At 56.8% G+C, this 21,385-nt stretch carries 24 protein-coding genes and 1 tRNA gene; 11 read left to right on the top strand and 14 right to left on the bottom strand.

The genetic code is table 11. The annotated features are described in order from the left end of the window. Positions 1-8: 8 nt before the first annotated feature. The 4 genes from MCRY_RS12705 (at position 9) to MCRY_RS12690 (ending at position 3,668) form a co-directional block, all read left to right on the top strand. Positions 9-692 (top strand): hypothetical protein, encoded by a 684-nt coding sequence (locus MCRY_RS12705; protein WP_085630425.1) that lies wholly within the window; start codon positions 9-11, stop codon positions 690-692. 80 nt (positions 693-772) lie between these two features. Next, on the top strand, positions 773-1,858 hold the full coding sequence (hisC, locus tag MCRY_RS12700; RefSeq protein ID WP_085630423.1) for a histidinol-phosphate transaminase: 1,086 nt from the start codon (positions 773-775) through the stop codon (positions 1,856-1,858). After that, positions 1,855-2,766: a prephenate/arogenate dehydrogenase family protein gene (locus MCRY_RS12695; protein WP_085630421.1), complete on the top strand. Its 912-nt coding sequence runs from the start codon at positions 1,855-1,857 to the stop codon at positions 2,764-2,766. The genes hisC and MCRY_RS12695 overlap by 4 nt, the downstream gene beginning before the upstream one ends. 185 nt (positions 2,767-2,951) lie before the next feature. Then, positions 2,952-3,668, top strand: a complete 717-nt coding sequence (locus tag MCRY_RS12690) for an extensin-like domain-containing protein (RefSeq protein WP_338087196.1) — start codon at positions 2,952-2,954, stop codon at positions 3,666-3,668. 19 nt (positions 3,669-3,687) lie between these two features. On the opposite strand, the gene fliP is transcribed toward MCRY_RS12690, so the two are convergent. Genes fliP through fliF form a run of 4 tightly spaced genes read right to left on the bottom strand, consistent with a single transcriptional unit; the run spans position 3,688 to position 6,906 of the window. Further along, a complete protein-coding gene (fliP, locus tag MCRY_RS12685) occupies positions 3,688-4,416 on the bottom strand; it encodes a flagellar type III secretion system pore protein FliP (protein ID WP_085630417.1) in 729 nt (242 codons plus the stop codon). 3 nt (positions 4,417-4,419) lie between these two features. Further along, positions 4,420-4,716, bottom strand: a complete 297-nt coding sequence (locus MCRY_RS12680) for a FliM/FliN family flagellar motor switch protein (protein WP_085630415.1) — start codon at positions 4,714-4,716, stop codon at positions 4,420-4,422. Next, the gene (locus MCRY_RS12675; protein ID WP_085630413.1) at positions 4,709-5,311 is read right to left on the bottom strand and encodes a FliH/SctL family protein; all 603 of its coding nucleotides are present in this window, start codon (positions 5,309-5,311) and stop codon (positions 4,709-4,711) included. Before MCRY_RS12675 ends, MCRY_RS12680 begins: the two co-directional genes overlap by 8 nt. Then, positions 5,308-6,906, bottom strand: a complete 1,599-nt coding sequence (gene fliF, locus MCRY_RS12670; RefSeq protein ID WP_085630411.1) for a flagellar basal-body MS-ring/collar protein FliF — start codon at positions 6,904-6,906, stop codon at positions 5,308-5,310. The genes MCRY_RS12675 and fliF overlap by 4 nt, the downstream gene beginning before the upstream one ends. Positions 6,907-7,032: 126 nt before the next feature. Between fliF and MCRY_RS12665 the strand changes: the two genes are divergently transcribed. Genes MCRY_RS12665 through MCRY_RS12655 form a run of 3 tightly spaced genes read left to right on the top strand, consistent with a single transcriptional unit; the run spans position 7,033 to position 8,480 of the window. Further along, a complete protein-coding gene (locus tag MCRY_RS12665; RefSeq protein WP_085630409.1) occupies positions 7,033-7,524 on the top strand; it encodes a flagellar basal body-associated FliL family protein in 492 nt (163 codons plus the stop codon). A gap of 9 nt (positions 7,525-7,533) precedes the next feature. Beyond that, complete coding sequence (locus MCRY_RS12660) at positions 7,534-7,887, top strand: hypothetical protein (protein ID WP_085630407.1); 354 nt, start codon at positions 7,534-7,536, stop codon at positions 7,885-7,887. A gap of 8 nt (positions 7,888-7,895) precedes the next feature. Further along, entirely contained in the window at positions 7,896-8,480 is a 585-nt protein-coding gene (locus tag MCRY_RS12655) for a MotE family protein (RefSeq protein ID WP_238939682.1), read from the top strand. A gap of 294 nt (positions 8,481-8,774) precedes the next feature. On the opposite strand, the gene MCRY_RS12650 is transcribed toward MCRY_RS12655, so the two are convergent. Continuing rightward, positions 8,775-8,851 (bottom strand) — tRNA-Arg (locus MCRY_RS12650). A 121-nt stretch (positions 8,852-8,972) separates the two neighbouring features. Here MCRY_RS12650 and MCRY_RS12645 point away from each other — a divergent pair. After that, a complete protein-coding gene (locus MCRY_RS12645; protein WP_085630403.1) occupies positions 8,973-10,004 on the top strand; it encodes a LacI family DNA-binding transcriptional regulator in 1,032 nt (343 codons plus the stop codon). Positions 10,005-10,058: 54 nt separating this feature from the next. On the opposite strand, the gene MCRY_RS12640 is transcribed toward MCRY_RS12645, so the two are convergent. From MCRY_RS12640 to MCRY_RS12610, 7 genes are all read right to left on the bottom strand, one after another. After that, on the bottom strand, positions 10,059-11,045 hold the full coding sequence (locus tag MCRY_RS12640) for an ABC transporter substrate-binding protein (protein ID WP_085630401.1): 987 nt from the start codon (positions 11,043-11,045) through the stop codon (positions 10,059-10,061). Positions 11,046-11,075: 30 nt separating this feature from the next. Then, complete coding sequence (locus MCRY_RS12635; protein ID WP_085630399.1) at positions 11,076-11,924, bottom strand: ABC transporter permease; 849 nt, start codon at positions 11,922-11,924, stop codon at positions 11,076-11,078. Further along, positions 11,921-12,853 carry an ABC transporter permease gene (locus MCRY_RS12630; RefSeq protein WP_085630397.1) on the bottom strand — a complete coding sequence of 311 codons (933 nt, stop codon included), beginning with the start codon at positions 12,851-12,853 and terminating at the stop codon, positions 11,921-11,923. The genes MCRY_RS12635 and MCRY_RS12630 overlap by 4 nt, the downstream gene beginning before the upstream one ends. 6 nt (positions 12,854-12,859) lie before the next feature. Further along, the gene (locus MCRY_RS12625; RefSeq protein ID WP_085630395.1) at positions 12,860-13,690 is read right to left on the bottom strand and encodes an ABC transporter ATP-binding protein; all 831 of its coding nucleotides are present in this window, start codon (positions 13,688-13,690) and stop codon (positions 12,860-12,862) included. A gap of 7 nt (positions 13,691-13,697) precedes the next feature. After that, entirely contained in the window at positions 13,698-14,267 is a 570-nt protein-coding gene (locus tag MCRY_RS12620) for a hypothetical protein (protein WP_085630393.1), read from the bottom strand. Next, positions 14,268-15,722, bottom strand: a complete 1,455-nt coding sequence (gene hydA, locus MCRY_RS12615) for a dihydropyrimidinase (RefSeq protein ID WP_085630391.1) — start codon at positions 15,720-15,722, stop codon at positions 14,268-14,270. 85 nt (positions 15,723-15,807) lie between these two features. After that, a complete protein-coding gene (locus MCRY_RS12610; protein ID WP_085630389.1) occupies positions 15,808-17,058 on the bottom strand; it encodes a Zn-dependent hydrolase in 1,251 nt (416 codons plus the stop codon). Between the two features lie 171 nt (positions 17,059-17,229). Between MCRY_RS12610 and MCRY_RS12605 the strand changes: the two genes are divergently transcribed. Together MCRY_RS12605 and MCRY_RS23235 are read left to right on the top strand one after the other, a co-directional pair. Then, on the top strand, positions 17,230-17,859 hold the full coding sequence (locus tag MCRY_RS12605) for a TetR family transcriptional regulator C-terminal domain-containing protein (RefSeq protein ID WP_085630387.1): 630 nt from the start codon (positions 17,230-17,232) through the stop codon (positions 17,857-17,859). Between the two features lie 44 nt (positions 17,860-17,903). Continuing rightward, entirely contained in the window at positions 17,904-18,146 is a 243-nt protein-coding gene (locus tag MCRY_RS23235; RefSeq protein ID WP_138488254.1) for a hypothetical protein, read from the top strand. A gap of 57 nt (positions 18,147-18,203) precedes the next feature. Here the strand turns inward: MCRY_RS23235 and preA are convergent, their stop codons facing one another. Both preA and MCRY_RS12590 read right to left on the bottom strand, forming a co-directional pair. Then, positions 18,204-19,511 carry an NAD-dependent dihydropyrimidine dehydrogenase subunit PreA gene (gene preA, locus MCRY_RS12595; RefSeq protein ID WP_085630384.1) on the bottom strand — a complete coding sequence of 436 codons (1,308 nt, stop codon included), beginning with the start codon at positions 19,509-19,511 and terminating at the stop codon, positions 18,204-18,206. A 16-nt stretch (positions 19,512-19,527) separates the two neighbouring features. Beyond that, positions 19,528-20,853 (bottom strand): NAD(P)-dependent oxidoreductase, encoded by a 1,326-nt coding sequence (locus tag MCRY_RS12590; protein ID WP_085630570.1) that lies wholly within the window; start codon positions 20,851-20,853, stop codon positions 19,528-19,530. 218 nt (positions 20,854-21,071) lie between these two features. Here MCRY_RS12590 and MCRY_RS12585 point away from each other — a divergent pair, with 218 nt between their 5' ends. Further along, positions 21,072-21,287, top strand: a complete 216-nt coding sequence (locus tag MCRY_RS12585) for a hypothetical protein (protein WP_085630568.1) — start codon at positions 21,072-21,074, stop codon at positions 21,285-21,287. The last annotated feature ends 98 nt before the right edge of the window (positions 21,288-21,385 follow it).

The raw sequence follows: 21,385 nt of genomic DNA, 5'->3' as shown, positions 1-21,385 counted from the left end.
CTGCCCTTATGGACGCTGACACAACCCGTGTGCTGACCATCGGGTGCAGTTGCATCAATCGGTTTCAATTCGATTTCTTCCAAGACAGGCATCCCGAAACGGCCCCCCACTTCGTGAGGTCCTTGTTCGACTGGAACATCGTTTCGTTGGTCGGCACGGAGTCCATATTGCGTCACGCGGTCGATGGCAGTTTGCAAGACATGCTTGGGGATGCGACCGCGTTTTTCGTAGAATGGGACGTGTTGCTGTTTCACAAACTGCTTCCCGGCGTTTGTTTCTTCCACGAACAAGAGATTGCAAAGACGTTTGACGATCCGGCACAGAAAGACAACCTGATCAGCAAACTTGCGCACCAAGCCGCACCGTTCCTGGCACCGGACTATGGAGGGCGCACACATTTGGTCTGGTCGAATATTCAGCCCAATCTGCCGGACACCGTGAACAACGTCACGCCCTGGGATACATTCCAACTGACGGCTCAACGACATGCCAACGTCACAGCGCTTGGACGCGACCTTTTCGGACCTGAGACCAGCTTTAGTTTCCTTACCGTTGCAAACGATGTCGCGCCAGAGTTGATCGGCGCACCAGACGTGCATGTGATCGACCTGCCGCGTAGCCCGGAATACGAGGGGCCGCCCAAACTCTACGACTCTCTCCTTACGGGTATCGTTGCACGGACACACATCTGAGACAGCCTTGGACTGGGGTGGTTTGTCGCTTTCCCTTGCCCGTTCGCACCGCTAAACCGTTTGGCATAGCGGAGGCTCAGATGACGAAGATCACCCCACAACCCGGGATCATGGATATTGCGCTTTATGTCGGCGGCAAATCGCATGTCGACGGCGTGTCCAACGTGGTGAAACTCAGCTCGAACGAAAACCCGTTCGGGCCAAGCCCCGCCGCGCAGGAAGCGGTGCGGCGTTCGGTGCTCGAGTTGCATCGCTATCCCTCGACCAATCACGCCGCTTTGCGCGCCGCCATCGCCGAAGTTCACAACCTGAACGCAGATCAGATCATCTGTGGTGTCGGCTCTGACGAGATCATCACCTTTTTGTGCCAAGCCTATGCCGGGCCAGGGGATGAGGTGATCCACACGGAACACGGTTTTGCGCTCTACAAGATTTGCGCCCTTGCAGCGGGTGCGACTCCGGTCGAGGTCGCCGAACATGAACGCGTCACCGATGTCGACGCGATCCTTGCGGCCTGCACGGACAAGACGAAATTGGTGTTCATCGCCAACCCGAACAATCCGACCGGCACAATGATCGGTCTGGCCGAGGTTGAACGTCTTGCCGAAAACCTACCCCCCCAGACGTTGCTGGTGTTGGACGGAGCCTATGCCGAATTCGTCGACGGCTACGATGGCGGTGCCGGGCTGGTTCGTGCACGCAACAACGTTGTGATGACGCGCACTTTCTCAAAGATTTACGGCCTGGGCGGGCTGCGGATCGGCTGGGGCTACGGACCGCAGGAAGTGATTGACGTTCTCAATCGCATTCGCGGCCCCTTCAACCTGTCCGGCACTGCACTCGCTGCGGCAGAAGTCGCCGTACGCGACACCGCGTATGTCGAGAAGTGCCGCCTTGAGAACACCCGCCTGCGTGCATGGTTGGCCGAAGCGCTGGCCGAACATGGTGTTCCATCTGACACGTCGATGGCGAATTTCGTTCTTGCCCGGTTCACCGATGAAGCAGAGGCCGAAGCATGTAATGAATACCTGCAGAAACAAGGCCTGATTGTCCGACAGGTTGGGTCCTACAACTTGCCCTTCGCGCTGCGCATCACGGTCGGGGACGAGGCAAGCTGCCGCCGAGTGGCGCATGCGATAGGCCAGTTCAAGGCAGGCGCACGATGACCCCGATCTATGATCGCGTCGCCTTGATCGGACTTGGCCTGATCGCGTCGTCGATGTTCTGGGCGATGAAACGCGGCGGCTTGGCCGGCCACGTCACAGGATACGCCCGCAGCGCGGAAACCCGTGACACTGCGCGCCGGATCGGTTTGTGCGACAAGGTCTGCGATACGCTGGCAGAGGCCGTTGCGGATGCAGACCTTGTGGTTCTGGCCGTACCCGTCGGCGTAATGGGGCAACTGGCACAAGATATCGCGCCCTATCTCAAGCCCAGAGCGACCGTTACCGACGTTGGATCGGTCAAGGGCCATGTGATCAGCGATGTTGCTCCGCACATTCCTGAAGGCGTGCACTTCGTTCCCGCGCACCCGTTGGCGGGAACAGAACACTCCGGACCGGAGTCCGGTTTCGCAACGCTCTTCGACAATCGGTGGTGCCTGATCGTTCCGTCCGAAGGCAGCGACTCCGAGGCCGTCGAAACCCTTTCGCGCTACTGGCGTGGTCTTGGTTCGAACGTCGATGTGATGGAGCCGGACCACCACGACCTCGTTCTGGCGGTCACGTCGCATTGCCCGCACCTGATTGCGTACACGATGGTAGGTGTGGCGGATGACCTGCGGCGCGTCACCGACAGCGAAGTGATCAAGTATTCGGCGGCCGGATTTCGGGATTTCACCCGTATCGCAGCCTCGGATCCGACAATGTGGCGCGATGTTTTCCTTACCAACAAGGACGCGACACTGGAAATCCTTGGGCGTTTCACAGAAGAGTTGTTTGCGCTGCAACGGGCGATCCGGCAGGGTGATGGCCCATTGCTTCATGACTACTTCACGCGAACGCGGGCGATCCGTCGCGGGATCATTGAAGCGGGTCAGGATACAGCAGCCCCAAACTTTGGGCGTTCTGGATAGGGCATCGGATGCGGTTAACGAGTGTTTTTGTTTGTGTGTGGATCGGGATGACTGGGGCGGCACTGGCGGCGCCAGACACATCACTGAGACCAGTCGCCCGAACGGGCCCTACCCTTGAGTTGACCAAACCTTCACTGAAAGACTCACGACCCAACGCGCGACCTATCTTGTTTGAAGCCAGCTTGGTGCGCCAGTTGACACGGGAAATCGAAGGCGAGGCCGATCCCGGCTTCCAACATGCGCTTGCCAGACAGATTGGCCTGACGACACGCGCCTTTGCCGCCCTGTCCCCCCAAGCCACTGGATTGTCAATCCGCCCGAACCTGCGCCCCGACAGCATGGTGCAAAAGGCAATGGCGCAACGGCAAGCCCGCGCGCGAGGTGCTGTCTGCAATGATCCGGACATTCAGGGCGAAACGGTTGGCTTCGTCCCGGGTCGCCTGTCAGCTTGCGGAATTGAGAACGCAGTCAAAGTTCGATCAGTGTCCGGCATTCCCCTAAGCCAAGAGGCCGTGATCGACTGCACAACCGCCAAGGCGCTGAAAACGTGGGTGAACAATGGCGTAAAACCTGCAATCGGCACCACAGGTGGCGGTGTGTCACAAATCAGGGTCGCCGCGCATTATGCCTGCCGAACCCGCAACAATCAGCCCGGCGCGAAGATCAGTGAGCATGGCAAGGGGCGTGCGATCGACATCTCAGGGTTCCGCCTCCGCGATGGGTCTGAGATCACGCTTTTGCAGGATTGGAACCGTCGTGACACCGGCGCCATGCTGCGCAAAATGCATGCGCGGGCCTGCGGTATTTTCGGCACTGTCCTCGGGCCGGACTCCGATCGGTTTCACAAGGATCACTTCCACTTCGATACAGCCCGACATCGCGGTGGATCGTTCTGTCGCTGAACCCAAAGGCTTCATCGGATTACTGGTAGGATCTGACTAGGCTTTCCGCCACCAGCGCCCAGCCATTCGCTACGACGAAAAACGCAAGTTTGAACGGCAGTGACACGATGGCCGGCGGGACCATCATCATACCCATCGACATCAGCACTGCTGCCACAACAAGGTCAATGATCAGGAAAGGCAGGAAGATCAGGAACCCTACCTGAAACGCCCTGGACATCTCGGATAGCAGAAAAGTGGAAACCAACACCGAGAGCGGAGTGTCCGGACTGACCTCCGTCAAGTCAAGATCACTACGGATGCGCGCCATTGTGGCAAAGGTGTCCGGGTCGACCTGCGCCGCCATGAACACACGAAACGGTTCAAAACCACGGTCAAAACCCTCTTCGACCTCGATCTGCTCATCCAGAAGCGGCTTGATTCCCTGCTGCCATGACTCAAGCAGGACAGGCTCCATTACGAAGAACGTGAGAAACAGCGCAATGCTGACGATCAGCATGTTGGGAGGGGATTGCTGTAATCCGATTGCCTGCCGCAAAATGGCAAGTACCGTGATGATAAATGGAAAACAGGTGATCATGATCACAAGGCCCGGCGCGATGCTGAGCACGGTGATCAACGCGATCAGTTGCAGGGTTGTGGCGGTAATGGAACCGCCGTCGCCAAAATCGAACGAAAGGCTTTGCGCTGAAACGTGCGACGCCGTCAGGATGCCTGCCAGAAGAACGATATATCCGACGCGGCCCACCCTTTAACTGCCCGATGGCCCAAGATCGTTGACATCGACCAAGCGCACGCACAGCTGGCCTTGCTGTTCGCCCGTCTCTGCGATTTCGAGAACACCCAAACCGATCAAGCGATCCCCGACATACAGTTCGACCGCGTCTTCGACACGTTTGTCCAGCAGTAAGACAGACCCTTCTTCAAGCTGCAGCAAGTCTCTAACCAAGGGTCGTGCGCGGCCGACGGACACCATGATTTCAATTGGAACATGGGTAAAAGCCGCATCAACCTTACGCGTGTCCGATTGTGTCTTTGTACTATCCATGGGCGCGCATCTCAGTTTGGCCCTGAAGGGCAGCGCGCACAGCTTCAGAAATTTGTACGATCACATCCGAAAGGTCGATAGACACTTCTTTTGCGCCGAGGCGCATATCTGCGCGGCCTTCGGGCACATCTGCGTCTTCGACCACCGCAATCGGAAGTCGGGCTCCCGCTCCGTTGACCAACTGGGATACCTGTTCTGCCGTTCCCGGGGCAACCGCAATCTCGATCTGAACGGTTCCCATGTCACGCGCCATGCTGGCTAATTGGTCCGCGACATGCGCGCCCAAAGTTTCTCGTGCCAAGAGAGGCAACAATTTTTGCAATATTTCTTCGAACAACGGCCCAAGATTGGATAGGATCTGCGCATGTACCTCGTGGTAGGTGAACGACAGGTCCTGAAGGCTCTGCGCAACCCCATCTGCAAATTGCGCCCCTTCGTCCGACTTGGCTTTTATCGCATCGTCCCAACCAGCCCGATAGCCTTTGTCGAAAGACTCCAATCGCTCTGTTTCAAGCATTTCGACAGAAATCACAGCTGCAGTTTGCCCTGAGATTGGCGTCCCGAAGTCTTCCAGATAAAGGGCCAGAGACGTCATCTCGCATCCTCCGGTCGGGGATCATCAAGCCAACTGCGCAAGACTTCGACCGTTTCGCTTCTGCGTTCTTCGATCAGCGTTTTCAGACGGGCAACGGCATCTTCTGCGTTTTGGGGATCTGCGCTCACCACTTGGTCGGTCAAAATGGGAATTCGGTCATCGGTATCGGGCTCGATTGTTCCATTGAGGACCGGGATGTCACTATCCAGTTCCGACGTGCTTGTGGTCGCAGGCAAGGCGAGCACTTGTGTACGCCGCCCCGGCAATAAGAGAGGGCGTAGAACAAAAATGCCTAATATCAGAGCAACAGCGGCAAAGACCGCAAGCTGCAAAAGTTTCATCGTATCGATTTGGCCTGCAAAAAAACCTGTTTCAATAGGCACGGAACCCAACGGTTCATTCGGTTCGAAAGACAATGACTTGAGGGTGATCACATCGCCTCGGGCCTCGTCGAAGCCCACAGCCGAAGCAACCAGATCACGCAAAGCGGACAACTCTTCCTCTGCCACAGGAATGAATGTGTCCTCTCCCTGCGCATTTGTCTGGATTGCCCCATTCACCATGACCGCGACGGTCAACCGTTTGATCGCTCCGGGTACCTTCAGAATTTCGCGGGTCGTTTGAGACACCTCATAATTCAGACGTTCACGCGTTTCGGCAGTTTGCCGCGTTTCGCCTTCAGACGCGGCACCATCGCCATCAGGCAGATTGGACGCGACTGTAACTGCGCCGGAGCCTCCGTTCTCGGACTGATCGGATCGCTCCTCACTGTCGGAACTGATGACAAATCGGCTTTCAGGATCAAAGTGTCGTTCCATGATCGACTCAGTCTCAGTGATGGAATCGATGCTCACCTCAACGACAGCATTTCCCCGTCCGACCCGCGCCTCAACCAACCGCAGGACACGCTCCCTGAGAAGATCTCCCCGTTCCACATCACGCGATGTTCCTAAAACACCCGTATCCTCGTTCAACAGACCCAGCTGCGCGTCAATAAGGGATACGGCCTCCGGGGAAAGCCCTGCCACGGCAGACGCCACGAGATAGCGAATGGCTTGAGCTTGTTGGCGATCGACCGAGCCGGCACGTGCAGTGACATGGACAGATGCACTTGGGGCAAGATCACGTCGGAATGGGTTATCGCTGCCAGTTGCGATATGCACGCGGGCCGACGAGATGTCAGACGATGAGACAATTGTCCGTGCAAGCTCTCCTTCTTTTGCGCGCAGGTATGTTGCATCGAACATCTGAGCAGTTGTTCCAAATCCGGACAGCGTATCCAAAAGTTCGTAACCCTGCCCCGACGTGGCAGGAAGCCCTTCAGTTGCAAGGGTCAGGCGCAGCTGATCCCGGTTTGCTGCAGCAACCAGAATGGATGTACCCTGTACTTCGAATGGCACCGATTTCTGTTGCAACGACTGGATCACTTCACCCGCAGCTGCCGGATCGAGTCCGGAATAAAGCAGTGTCATTCGCGGCTGAGTGACAAGTCGCGACATCCCCAGAACCGCAAGGAAAATTGCGATCGTCGAGCCGATCACAATCACCCTGCGCGTGTTGGAAAGATTTTGCCAAATTGGTAATATTTGCTTCACCTTCGCCTCCGAACCGCGATCATTCCCTGTCTTAACTCAGACCGTTATTGCGCTTTCGCGTTAACAATCGGTTAGTGCCTGATTGGTAAAACACAGCCATGGACGAAGACCTGAGAGATCATAACAATGGCTGAAACACTCGCGACGGAATCTGGTGACACAAAGAAGGCCGCGTCAAAACTGGGGCTGCTGATGTCAGTTGTCTTTTGTCTTGCAGGTGCGGCGATCGGGTATTTTGCAATCTCCAAAAATCTTGTGCCCGCGCGATTAAACGAAGCAGCATCACCAGCGACTGGGGATCTTCCGGATATTTTGCCAGACGTTGCTTTTGTTGAAATCCCCCCCTTGATCGTGACGTTGCCCACGGGAGCACGCAGTGAACACCTCCGCTTTGCCGGACAGATCGAGGTACCGTCTCAATACCGAGGAGATGTGGAATTTCTGATGCCGCGGATACAAGATGCTCTCAACGGCTACCTTCGTGCTTTGACGGTTGAAGACATTGAGGGTCAAGGCGCGTTGTTCAAAATACGCCTGCAAGTCTTTCGTCGGATCGTTATGGTTGTCGGCTTGGGCAAGGCCAACAGTGTACTCGTGACAGAATTCATTCTGAATTAGAGGAATCTGATGGAAATTATAGCTGATATTCTACTGGTCGCCGGGGCACTTGGCGCGGGGCTCTACTGCTTTGTTCTGTCGCGACGACTAACGCGTTTCACAGACCTTGAAAATGGTGTCGGGGCTGCTGTCGCGGTACTCTCTGCGCAGGTTACGGATTTGCAATCCACACTGGACTCTGCCCAACGAACAGCCACCCATTCCAACGACAGCCTCAAAGACCTGACCAGCCGCGCCGAAGATGCCGCCAAGCGGCTGGAATTGATGGTCGCGTCGATGCATGATCTGCCACCAGCCACACCCAAAGCACCGCCGCCTCAGACAGGGCCGATCTTTTCGCGGCACTCCGGTGGGACGGGATGATAAGGCGCATGTCTCGCAACTACGGCACCACCAAGCGCAGCAAGCAGGGAACATTGGCCATCATCGGCACCTTGCTGCTCTTGTCGTCAGGTGTACGCCTTGCAACTGAAGCGGGGCAAGTCATCGCCAGCGAAGAGGCATCCCCTGACAGGATAGAGGCCGAGGTGCTAGACCTGTCGCGGCCAGATGAGCTGACAGTTGCGCTGGAGGCGATTAAGGGTCGCGAAGCACGACTGATCGAACGCGAGGTTGAAATCGAAGCACGCGAAGCGACGCTCATCGCTGCGGAAGCTGCCATTGACGCCGAATTGACAAAGCTAGAACAGGCAGAACAAAGCTTGCGTGACACCATTTCGATTGCGGCCGCCGCCGCTGAGGACGATCTCTCACAGCTTACCGAAGTCTATGCCAACATGAAGCCGAAACAGGCTGCAGCATTGTTCGAACAGATGGAATCGTCATTTGCCGCAGGCTTCCTTGGGCGCATGGCCTCTGACAGAGCAGCCCGAATTATGGCAGGCATGACACCTGAGAAAGCATATCAGATCAGCGTGGAGCTTGCCGGACGAAACGCTGATATCCCAATCGATTGATCAGATGATTTTGATCGCACTAGAAATTGCGGCAAAAAGCGATGGCAGGATGACGCTTCAGTGCGCGCAATTGCGGTCAGGATAATCGCTCGATCGTCGTCTGGAAGAGCAACGGCTGGAACGCTTCGGCTCGGAAAGCGGGAACTTATATCTGGCTACCAATGCTTCGTAGTCAGTGTCTTAGACTTGAAAAAATTGGTGCCGACCGTCGAGCACAGGGATCACGACGAAGGAATAACCACCGCGGGCACATTCGGGCGTTCAATCAGCATTAAAGGCACATTCAGGTGTTTTTGGCGACCCCGGCAGGATTCGAACCTGCAACCTGCCCCTTAGGAGGGGGCTGCTCTATCCAGTTGAGCCACGGGACCACGCGACACAGCCATACTGATCCAATCGAAGATTGTCATCTCTTCAGTCATTTTTTCACAAAGGTCGCAATTGCTTGCTGCAATGTGAAAGATTGCGATAACATCTTAATGACAGAATAGGATGACCCTCTTGGCCAGTGACGATACCCGCCCTCTAACGCTGCGTGATGTTTCAGAAGCATCCGGCGTTTCCGAAATGACTGTCAGCCGCGTCTTGCGCAATCGAGGTGATGTTTCGACAGCAACACGCGAACGCGTTTTGTCGGCGGCGAAATCGCTGGGCTACGTGCCGAACAAGATTGCTGGAGCATTGGCGAGCCAACGGGTCAATCTCGTCTCGGTGATCATTCCCAGCCTGCGCAACATGGTCTTCCCAGAGGTCATGTCGGGCATCAGTGCGGTTTTGGAAGAAACCGAACTGCAACCCGTGGTCGGCGTCACAGACTACCTGCCTGAAAAGGAAGAGCGGGTTCTCTACGAAATGCTGTCTTGGCGACCATCCGGCGTGATCATCGCTGGACTGGAACACACCGACGCCTCGCGGGCCATGCTCAAGGCAAGTGGCATTCCAGTGGTCGAGATCATGGATGTCGATGGCACACCAATCGACGCGATGGTTGGGATCTCGCACCGCCGCGCAGGCCGCAAGATGGCTGAGGCGATTCTGAAGGCAGGGTATCAGCGGATCGGGTTTCTTGGCACGAAGATGCCGCTGGATCACCGCGCACGCAAACGGTTCGAAGGCTTCACCGGAGCGTTGGCCAAAGGTGGGGTCGAAGTGGCGGATCAACAATTCTATTCCGGCGGCTCCGCTCTCGCGAAAGGTCGTGAGATGACCGAAACGATGCTGGCTCGAGAGCCCGATCTCGACTTTCTCTACTACTCCAACGACATGATTGCTGCGGGTGGTTTGCTGTCGCTGTTGGAAAAGGGTGTCGATATTCCAAACCAGATTGGTCTGGCGGGGTTTAACGGCGTGGAGTTGCTCGAAGGCTTGCCACGTCAACTCGCGACAATGGATGCCTGCCGCACAGAAATCGGTCGCAAAGCGGCTGAAATCATCTCGGAGCGAGTGAATTCACCTGAAGCAGATACGCCGAAAGTCGTCGAATTGACCCCAAAGATCAGCTACGGCGATACGTTGCGCAGATAAAAGGAAAGGGCCGTTTCCGGCCCTTTCACTGTGCAAACCTTTTGAAGGCTGTGATCAGTTCAACACGCTCGAAATCGCATGTGTCCATGCCGCATCACCGGGATCGGCGGTGATCACCGGGTCAGAACCACCGGCAAGCAGCGTTGCAACCGTGCGCTGGAAATCCGCCGGGTCCAGAGATCCGTTCGAACCTGCGGTCAGCTTGGCCACTTCACCCATCATCCGCTTTTGATGCGTTTCGGTCTGCGCGCCCGTCTCGTCATAGTCGAGCACGATCATCGCTGCCTCATCCGGGTTTTCCTCAGCCCACTTCCAACCCTTCATAGACGCGTCGACAAAACGTTGCATCTTATCGACAAAGGCCGGGTCGGACAGACGATCTTCCAGCACATAAAGTCCATCTTCAAGCGTCGCCACACCCTGATCTTCATACTTGAAGGTCACGAGGTCATCCGGGCTGACGCCTGCGTCGATCACTTGCCAATATTCGTTGTACGTCATGGTCGAAATGCAATCGGCCTGACGCTGCAGCAGTGGATCGACGTTGAAGCCCTGCTTGAGCACTTCGACACCGTTCTCGCTCTTGCCATCGGTGGAAATGCCCATTGAGCTCATCCACGACATGAACGGAAATTCATTGCCGAAGAACCAAACACCCAGCGTGCGGTTCTTGAGATCATCCGGAGTTGCGATCCCGGCATCTTTCCAGCATGTCAACATCATGCCGGAGCTTTTGAACGGCTGCGCGATATTGACCAGCGGCAGGCCCTTTTCACGGGCCGCCAAGGCGGCGGGCATCCATTCGACGGTCACGTCCGCACCACCACCAGCGATGACCTGAGTGGGCGCGATGTCCGGGCCACCCGGCTTGATGGTGACATTCAGGTCGGCCTCTTCGTAGTAGCCGTTTTCGAGTGCCACATAGTAGCCTGCGAACTGCGCCTGAGTGACCCACTTCAACTGCAACGTGACATCGTCCGCAGCCCAGGCTGGTGCAGCCAGGCCAATTGCTGCCAACGCACCAAGTAACTTCGTTTTCATGTTATTACCTCCATGTTGTCGTTTTTCATTTTAGTGTCCGCGATGTGACGGGTGCCAAAACGTCACTCGCTTTTCGAACCAGGCCACGAGCCCGTAGAACGCTGTGCCGGCCATCGCAGAGACTGCGATCTCGGCCCAGACAAGATCAATCGACAGGCTGCCGACCCCGGTTGAAATACGAAACCCCATCCCGCGCGTGGGGGATCCAAAATACTCAGCAACGATCGCCCCGATCAATGCAAGGGTCGTCGCAATCTTGAGCCCATTGAACACAAATGGCAGCGCTGCAGGCAGGCGCAATTTAAGCAAAGTGTCGAAATAACTCGCAGCATAGGTGCGCATGAGGTCGCGCTGCATCGCATCTGTCTCGCGCAAGCCTTGTACGGTGTTCACGAGGATCGGGAAGAACACCATAACCACGACGACCGCCGCTTTGGAATGCCAGTCGAAGCCGAACCAACTGACCAGAATGGGCGCAATGCCGACAATAGGCAGGGCGGCGACGAAATTGCCGATGGGCAGCAACCCGCGTGTCAGAAAAGCCGAACGGTCAATCAGGATCGCCGCGGCAAACGCGGCCAGTCCACCGATCACGAAGCCGGACAATGCGCCTTTCAGAACCGTCTGCTGAAAATCCTCCCAAAGGATATCGGTCGAGGCCACAAAGGTCTGCGCCACGGTCGAGGGCGCGGGCAGGATCACCGGCGAAACGCCAAACCCTCGCACAATTCCTTCCCAAAGCACGATCAGCGTTACACCAAAAAGCACAGGGATCAGCACCCGCACTGCCAAAGATGTACGCCAAGCCGAATTGGCAAGAAACGCGTTCAGCGCCCAAGCACCAATCCAGAACACAAGCGCAAAGATCAGCCAGCTCATGCCTGCACCCCCATCCGCCTGAGCGTCGCCCGCTGCATCAGGTCCAGCAAGGTAACCAGAATCCCCGCAAGGATCGCCGCCGCGAACAGCGCCGCCCATATCGCAAGTGGCGTGCCGAACTGGTCCCCGATCAGGATGCGCGCACCCAGACCCGAAATCGCCCCAGTGGGCAATTCGCCCACGATGGTCCCAACAAGTGCCGCCGCAATCCCGATCTTGAGCGAGGTGAACAGATACGGCATTGACGCAGGTAGCCGCAGTTTCAAGAAGGCCTGCAAACCAGACGCCGAATAGGTCCGCAGCAGATCAAGCTGCGCCGCGCCCGGCGATCTCAACCCTTTGACCATCCCGACAAGTACCGGGAAATAACACAGATAGGCTGAGATGATTGCCTTTGGCACCGTGCGCCCTTCGATCCCCACCTGACTGGACAACACGATAATCATCGGCGCCAGCGCCACAATCGGCACCGTCTGACTGATGATCGCCCAAGGCATCAGGCTCATATTCACCACCCGGCTGTAGACGATGGCAATTGCCCCCGCCATCCCCAGTACGGTGCCAAGAGCAAATCCCCAAAGCGTCGACTGCAGCGTGATCCAGCCATGATAGATAAGCGACCGCTTAGAAAGCGCCCGACCACGAAGCGCCATCTCACCCGTGGTCTTCCAAAGCTCAGCCCCAACCTGAACCGGGGTCGGCAGGCGTGGCCGGTCAAGACTGTAGCCCAGCGCAATATGCTCCGAATTGTCGGCCATCAAACGCCAGATCGACTGCTCGAACCGCGCGCGGGATTCAGCGGGAACCACGTCTGATCCAGCGCGTTCTGCCACATCCAGAGCACCACGAATGTTCATCGGCGCGACCGCAGCGTACCAAAGCGCAACTATCGCTGCGAGTACAGTCAGGATGGGCACGAGGTTTCTCATGATGCCTCAATCGTCATAGGCATGGCCCGCCCGCAACCCCTCGCGCACCCGATGCGCAATGGCAAGGAATTCAGGCGTGTCGCGAATATCAAGCGGACGCTCCTTGGGCAGAGGGCTGTCGATCACGTCAGTAATCCGTCCCGGACGCGGGCTCATGACAACGATCTTGGTCGACAGATACACCGCTTCCGGGATCGAGTGCGTCACGAATCCGATGGTCTTTTCCGTCCGCGCCCACAGCTCCAATAGCTGTTCATTCAGGTGGTCGCGAACAATCTCGTCCAGTGCACCGAACGGCTCATCCATCAGCAGAATGTCCGCATCAAACGCCAGCGCCCGTGCAATCGACGCCCGCTGCTGCATCCCTCCAGAAAGCTGCCATGGGTATTTCTTGCCGAAATTCGACAGCTCTACGAGGTCGAGCACCCGCGCAATCCGCTCATCCTGTTCAGACTTGGAATAGCCCATGATTTCGAGTGGCAAAGCGATGTTCTTCTCGATCGTCCGCCACGGATAAAGCCCCGCCGCCTGAAACACATAGCCATAGGCCCGCGCCCGTCGCGCCTCATCCGGGGTCATTCCATTGACCGTCAGCGTCCCGCCCGTCGGCGCTTCAAGCGCCGCGATACAGCGCAGAAACGTGGTCTTGCCGCAGCCCGACGGCCCAATGAAACTGACAAATTCTCCTTTACCGATGTCGAGATCAACACCGGACAGCGCATGCACTGGCCCGTCATTGGTCTGAAAGGTGAGGTCCAGCGATTTCGCTGAAATCACGTGTTTTTCTCTATTTAGACCCGACTGAGGACCCTCGTCTAAGTGGTTTGAGTTTAGCATGCAGTTTCTAAGCCTGAGAAGTGGATGGAAACAACAAGGGTGCTTCCTGCTGTGGCATGAAGTCAGGCCAACCGTTCCCAGCATGGAACAACTTGAAGTATATCTCTTGCATGCGCTCTCGAGCTTCTTGAATAGGAGTCCGAGCATCGCGAACTTCCGCTAGAAGTAGTCTTATTGCAGTTTTGCGATTAAGCAGTTGCCGTCCGCCTTCCTTCACTGGCAATGAGTGTTTCGCAAACATGAGTTCAAGACCTTGGTACGTTGAGCGAGCCTCATACAGTCTTCCGTGAACAACCAATTGGCGGCAAGCAAGCGGAGCTTCCAAGTCGACACTTGCGCTTTCGCAGAAGCTAATAATTTCTTTAGGTAGTAAGTCGCCAAACACTTCTGCCAAGACAGGCAATTTCTTCAGCTTTCCGCCAAGATAGGTTGGGTATTGTTTAATTTTTCTCGCCAAACATTTTCTTTGCGAAACACCCATTACAAACACGTCGTCAAGTAAGACCTCTAGATCTGCGAACGCCTGCACCAGCTTGTAGCACTCCGATAATATATCTGCTTGGTGGCTAGAGTTCATTCAAACCCCCGTCGCAGGGATGCCCGTCCGCTGCACGGGACGCGGAGCAGTCAGTTCTTTCCACGTCGACAGCGCGCGGTTCACGGTCCCGTTGCCCGGGCGTTCCACGAACTTGCCATGCCCTTCCTGCGTGCGCATCTCTCCGTCATGCACCGCCACATGCCCGCGCGTCAGCGTGAAGCGCGGCAGGCCTTTAACATGCTGTCCCTCGAACACGTTGTAATCGATTGCCGATTGCTGCGTTTTCGCGGCAATGGTCTTTTCTTTCTCTGGATCCCACACCACCAGATCGGCATCAGCCCCGACCAGAACCGCACCCTTCTTGGGATAGCAATTCAGGATTTTCGCGATATTGGTCGATGTCACCGCAACAAATTCGTTCGGCGTCAGCCGCCCGGTTGCCACGCCATGTGTCCAGAGCATCGGCATGCGATCCTCTAGTCCACCTGTGCCATTGGGGATCTTCGAGAAATCGCCAACACCATACCGTTTCTGCTCGGTGGTGAAGGCGCAATGATCCGTTGCCACCACGGAAAGCGTACCAGATTGCAGCCCCGCCCAAAGACTGTCTTGGTGCTTTTTGTTGCGGAACGGGGGCGACATGACACGCCGTGCAGCGTGATCCCAATCGGTGTTGAAGTATTCGCTTTCATCCAGCGTCAAATGCTGGATCAAAGGCTCCCCCCAAACGCGTTTACCCTGCATCTTGGCACGGCGGATCGCCTCATGTGCTTCCTCACATGACGTGTGCACAACGTACAAAGGCACACCCGCCATATCAGCGATCATAATGGCGCGGTTGGTCGCTTCGCCTTCAACCTGAGAAGGCCGGGAATAGGCATGCCCCTCCGGGCCGGTATTGCCCTCGGCCAGTAGTTTCGCGGTCAGTTCCGCCACCACATCGCCGTTTTCAGCATGGACCATCGCGATACCGCCCAGTTCAGAAAGACGGTTGAACGATGCGAACAGCTCATCGTCATTGACCATGAGCGCGCCTTTATAGGCCATGAAATGCTTGAACGTGTTGATGCCGTGGTCGTTGATCACTGTGGGCATCTCATCGAACACTTTTTCGCCCCACCAGGTCACCGCCATGTGGAACGAGTAATCGCAATTCGCCATCGTCGACTTGTTGTGCCACCCCTTCATCGCATCAACGAGGCCTTGCCCCTGCCCGGGAAGCACGAAATCCACCACCATCGTGGTTCCGCCCGACAAAGCGGCGCGCGTGCCGCTTTCGAAATTGTCTGTGGAATACGTGCCCATGAACGGCATCTCGAGATGCGTATGCGGGTCGATCCCACCCGGCATGACATAGCAACCGGTCGCATCCAGTTCTTCGTCGCCTTTCAGGTTAGGCCCGATCTCCGAAATAACTCCGTTCTCGATCAGGACATCCGCCTCATAGGTCAGGTCCGCTGTGACAACCGTTCCGTTCTTGATGACTGTGGTCATGGTTTACTCCGTGGTCCTGATCTTCTCTATTTCAAAAATAACTCGGGGGAGCCGCGCATCGCGCGACGGCGGCAGCGCCCCCAACCTAGCTGACGATCCCCGCCGTCTCGACAACCGCATGGAAAAGCACATCGGTGCCCGCAGCCGCCCATTCCTTGGAGATCTCCTCCGCCTCATTGTGCGACAGCCCGTCAACGCAAGGACACATCACCATCGCGGTGGGGGCCACATCGTTGATCCAGCAGGCATCATGTCCGGCACCCGATACGATATCCATGTGGCTGTAACCTAGCCGGTCTGCGGCATCTCGGATTGCGCCCACACAGGCCTCGTCGAACGCGGGCGGATCAAACTGCCCGACGATGTGCGATTCGAAACTGACGCCAACGTCTTCGCAAAGCTTCGGCGCACGCGCCATGAACTCGTCAACCATGGTGTTCAGCTTGTCCAACAAGTGCGTGCGCAAATCGACAGTGAACACAACCTTTCCAGGAATGATGTTTCGACTGTTGGGATAGACGTCGATATGGCCGATCGCGCCAACCGCATTGGGTTGGTTCTTCATCGCGATCTCGTGCACCAGTTCTGTGACCAGAGCGAGCCCACGTCCCGCATTCTTGCGCATATGCATAGGCGTCGATCCGGTGTGGCTTTCCTTGCCGGTCACCGTACATTCGATCCAGCGCAAACCCTGCCCATGCGTGACAACACCAATGTCCTTGCCCTCGGCTTCGAGGATCGGACCCTGTTCGATATGCAACTCGAAAAACGCATGCATCTTGCGATCGCCGACTTTTTCGGTGCCTTTCCAGCCAATACGTTCCAGCTCGTCACCAAAACGCTTGCCCTTGGCATCCGTGCGGTCATTTGCCCAATCCAAAGAATGCTTGCCAGCAAATACCCCAGAGGCCAGCATCGCTGGCGCAAAACGGGTCCCCTCTTCGTTGGTCCAGTTCGTCACAACGATCGGGTGCTTGGTCTTGATGCCGAGGTCATTGAGCGACCGCAGAATTTCCAACCCGCCCAGAACACCAAGCACGCCATCGTACTTGCCACCCGTCGGCTGCGTGTCGAGATGCGAGCCAACGTAGACCGGCAGCGCGTCTGGGTCCGTGCCCTCGCGCCGGGCGAACATGTTGCCGATCTCGTCGAGACCCATCGTACAGCCGGCGTCTTGGCACCATTTTTGAAACAGCGCCCGGCCTTCCGCGTCCTCATCAGTGAGGGTTTGGCGGTTGTTACCGCCCGCCACTCCCGGACCAATTTTTGCCATTTCCATGAGTGTGTCCCATAGACGATCACCATTGATCCGCAGATTTTCTCCGGGTGCTGCCATGTTCGTTCCCCTCGCCGCCGGCTTGCTTGCGTGATGGCACAACAGCCCACGCAAGTTTTTTACCATTTGGTAAAGTTACGATTGCAACGCGCCCCCAAGCTGTCAAGGTATGTTCTCGAATGAGTTGGTTTGCACAGCCCCGAACACAGGGGTCGTGCCTGTAAAAGATGCATGAGAGAGACCCCCGTGAGCCCCCCCGAACGAAAGCCAAGCCGCATCCAGACAGAAAACCGCCAACGGATCCGTGATGCGGCGCTAGGCCTTTTCGCGACACAAGGGTTTCGCGGCACGACACTTGATCAGATCGCCGACGCCTGCGGGATGCACAAACCCAATCTCATCTACTACTACGAGAGCAAAGAAGCGATCCATATCGACCTTCTGAACACACTCATGGAGGAATGGCTCAGCCCCCTTGGTGCGATGGATCCTGGCGGCGACCCGCTTGAAGAGATCCTCGGCTACATCCACCGCAAGATGGAGATGAGCCGCCTTTATCCGCGCGAATCCCGGCTTTTCGCAAATGAGATTGTCCAAGGTGCGCCGCGGATGTTGCCGCATCTCGAAAGCACACTGAAACCGCTGTTTGACAGCCAGTGCGGGATCATTGCGAAATGGATTAAGGATGGCAAAATCGCAGATTTGCATCCCGCGCATCTGATCTTTTCAATCTGGGCCGTAACCCAACACTATGCTGATTTTGAAGCGCAGATCGCAGTTCTGTTGCCAGGAGATGATAAGCGTGCGCGCGGTGCAGATCAGTTCGTGGAAGTGATGTTCCGAAAAGTACTCACGCCTTAACGGTATTCATTTTGGATTAACCAAAGCCGTTGCACTGTACCGACATGACACAGCATCTCATGTTCCCCAATTCACCGAAATTGAATGCCCCTTGGCGCGATCAATTGTTCAACACGCGCGCTGCCAAGCAAGGTGGTATCCTGCGACGCAACAAGCACAGCATAGACCGAGAAATTGGCGTATCCTTGCTGGTCGCCGAGGTGCGTGCCCGCGGCTTTCGCCTCTATGAGGTCGGCGATGACTACGTCATCGTTTGTCATCGCCGCCCTATTCGACAGCTCTGCTGAGCGCTCAGAAAATTCGTACGAATTTTCTGCACGTTGAGATTATTCGTACGAATAATCTTACTCGGCCGCCTGTGCCACCGCTGGGTTGTTCGGATGGCTGGTCCAATCACCATGTTCCGCAGCAACCGGTTGACCGGTTCGCGCGTCGATGACCCCGACGTCCAACCGCTCCATGGTGATACACGCCTCGACCGGGCATACATTCACACACAGATTGCAAGCCACGCACTCGTCATCCTTGACCGTGAACACTCGGTCCTCTGACATGGCGATGGCCTGGTGCGAGGTATCCTCGCAGGCTGCAAAACAGCGCCCACACGAGATGCACAGATCCTGATCAATCCGTGCCTTGGTCACGTAATTTAAGTTCAGGTTTTGCCAATCGCTGATGTTCGGCACAGCGCGCCCGACAAGATCAGCGGTCGAATCCAATCCCTTTTCGTCGAGGTACTGTGACAGGCCCGAGATCATCTCCTGCACAATCTTGAACCCATAGGTCATCGCGGCGGTGCAGACCTGAACGTTACCTGCACCCAATGCCATGAACTCGGCGGCATCCTTCCACGTGGTCACCCCACCAATTCCGGAAATCGGCAAGCCGCGCATCTCGGGCGACCGCGCAATCTCGGCCACCATGTTCAGCGCGATCGGCTTCACCGCAGGCCCGCAATACCCGCCATGCGCGCCCTTGCCATCAATCGTAGGTTCCGGCGCAAAGAGATCCAGATCGACCGAGGTGATGGAATTGATCGTGTTGATCAGGCTCACCGCATCGGCGCCACCTGCGTGCGCTGCCATTGCGGGCTTGCGAATATCGGTGATGTTCGGCGTCAGCTTGACGATGCAGGGCATGCGGGTGCTCTGCTTCACCCAGCGCGTGACCATTTCAATGTACTCGGGCACCTGCCCCACGGCACTGCCCATACCCCTTTCGGACATGCCGTGCGGGCAACCAAAGTTGAGCTCGACCCCATCTGCCCCTGTTTCTTCAACCAATGGCAGGATTGCCTTCCAGGCCTCCTCCTCGCAGGGCACCATCAATGACACGACCATAGCGCGGTCGGGGTAGTCACGTTTGACCGCCTTGATCTCGCGCAGGTTCACTTCCAATGGCCTGTCGGTGATCAGTTCGATATTGTTCAGCCCAAGCAAACGCCGATCTGCGCCCCAGATCGCGCCATAGCGTGGACCGTTGACGTTCACGACGGGCGGACCAGCCTCACCAAGTGTTTTCCAGACGACGCCGCCCCACCCTGCCTCAAAGGCACGACGGACGTTGTATTCCTTGTCCGTCGGTGGCGCCGAGGCGAGCCAGAAAGGGTTTGGGCTCTTGATGCCTACGAAATTTGTGGTCAGGTCAGCCATTCTCAATCCTCCCGGATCAGGCGCGCATCAGCGCGGCGTGGATGTCTTCGGCGGCATCTCGCCCTTCGGCGACCGCTGTTACGGTCAGGTCTTCGCCTCCTGCGGCGCAATCCCCGCCCGCCCAGACGCCTTGCACCGAGGTGCGGCCCGGCCCGGAGACTGCAATCTTGCGACCGTCGAGATTGGGCAGGTCCTCACCGCTCAGTGTCTGACCGATGGCCTTGAACACCTGATCGGCGGCAAGGCGGAAGGTCTGACCGGTGGGGGCTAGCTCGTCATCGGTAAACTCGAATTCGATCTCGCGCACAGCGCCATTGCCGTGAACAGCGACAGGTGAGGCGTTCGTGATGATCCGCACACCCTTGGCAGCGGCCAAATCCTGTTCCCAGACCGAGGCGTTCATCCGGTCGCGGCCCCGCCGATAGACGATGGTCACGTTCAGCGCACCCAGCAGTTTGGACTGCACCGCGGCATCGACAGCCGTCATCCCACCACCGATCACAACAACATCGCGTCCAACCGGAAGGGCGCTTAGATCAGTGGCCTGCCGCAGATCAGCGATAAACCCGACCGCATCCAGAACGCCCTCCTTTTCGGCACCCGGAGCTGTCAGTGCGTTGACACCGCCCAACCCCATACCAAGGAACACGGCATCGTATTCACCTTGCAGTGCGGAAAGGGTCACATCCCGGCCCAGCGCCATGTTGTTCCGAATTTGGATCCCTCCGATCTGCAAGAGCCAGTCGACTTCGCGCGCTGCGAAATCCTCGGTGCTTTTGTAGGCGGCGATGCCGTATTCGTTCAGGCCGCCGGCCTTGGACCGTGCATCAAAGACCACAACATCGTGCCCATGCATCGCGAGACGGTGCGCGCAGGCCAGCCCTGCCGGACCGGCCCCAACAACGGCAATACGCTTGCCGGTCGAGGCCGCCCGGGAGAAAGGATGCACGCCTTGTGCCATCAATGTGTCAGTCGCGTAGCGCTGCAACCGACCGATCTGCACCGGCTCGCCTTCGGCGGCTTCGCGCACGCAGGCTTCTTCGCACAAAGTTTCGGTGGGGCAGACGCGGGCGCACATGCCGCCCATGATGTTTTGCGTCAGAATCGTCTTGGCCGCTGCTTCTGGTGTGCCTGTCGCGATTTGGCGGATGAAAAGCGGGATATCGATATCTGTGGGGCAGGCGGTGATGCAGGGTGCGTCATGGCAGAAGTAGCATCGATCCGCCGCGACCAACGCCTCGTGATCTGTCAGCGGGGCATGCAGATCGACGAAACCCGCGTTCAACGCGTCTGCGTCCAAACGTCCGGGAACAACCCCTTCTTTCAATGCTCTGGCGTCCATCTTCATTCTCCGAAGTCAGCTTGAACAGTTGAAGAACGCTCTCACGGGTCAAAAATTTTATCAACTGGTAAAATTTTCAAAGCCATGCTTTTTCACAAATGCTGCACTGCGGCGTTATGCATTCAGAGCGTGGCGGGTATTCCAAAGCAGAGGTACTCAGCACGATTTCAACGACTTAGATGAGAGTGAGTAATCTTTGAGCAATGCAGAGGCATATCATGGCACTGACACAGTCCTACCACGGCCAGAAGCAGGGGTTCTTCTCCAGCCTTCTTGATGGCCTGACTCGCGGTATGAGCCAGGTCGTGGAAGCAAATTCCCGCATCCGTGAAGTCGAGCGCCTTCAGGCGCTGTCCGACGAGGCGCTTGCCGCCAAAGGCATCCGCCGCGACGATATCGTGCGGCACGTCTTCCGGGACCTTTACTGGCTGTAATCAGATCGACCAAAAGACCTGATGGGAAAAAAGGCTGCACAGAATGTGCGGCCTTTTTCTTTTTTTGGAAGAAGCTGTCAGCCAGGCAATGAAAAAAG

The organism is Marivita cryptomonadis, assembly GCF_002115725.1.
Taxonomy (GTDB): domain Bacteria; phylum Pseudomonadota; class Alphaproteobacteria; order Rhodobacterales; family Rhodobacteraceae; genus Marivita; species Marivita cryptomonadis.
Note: the sequence above shows the minus strand (reverse complement) of the source record. Positions and strands in the feature narration are given on the sequence as shown.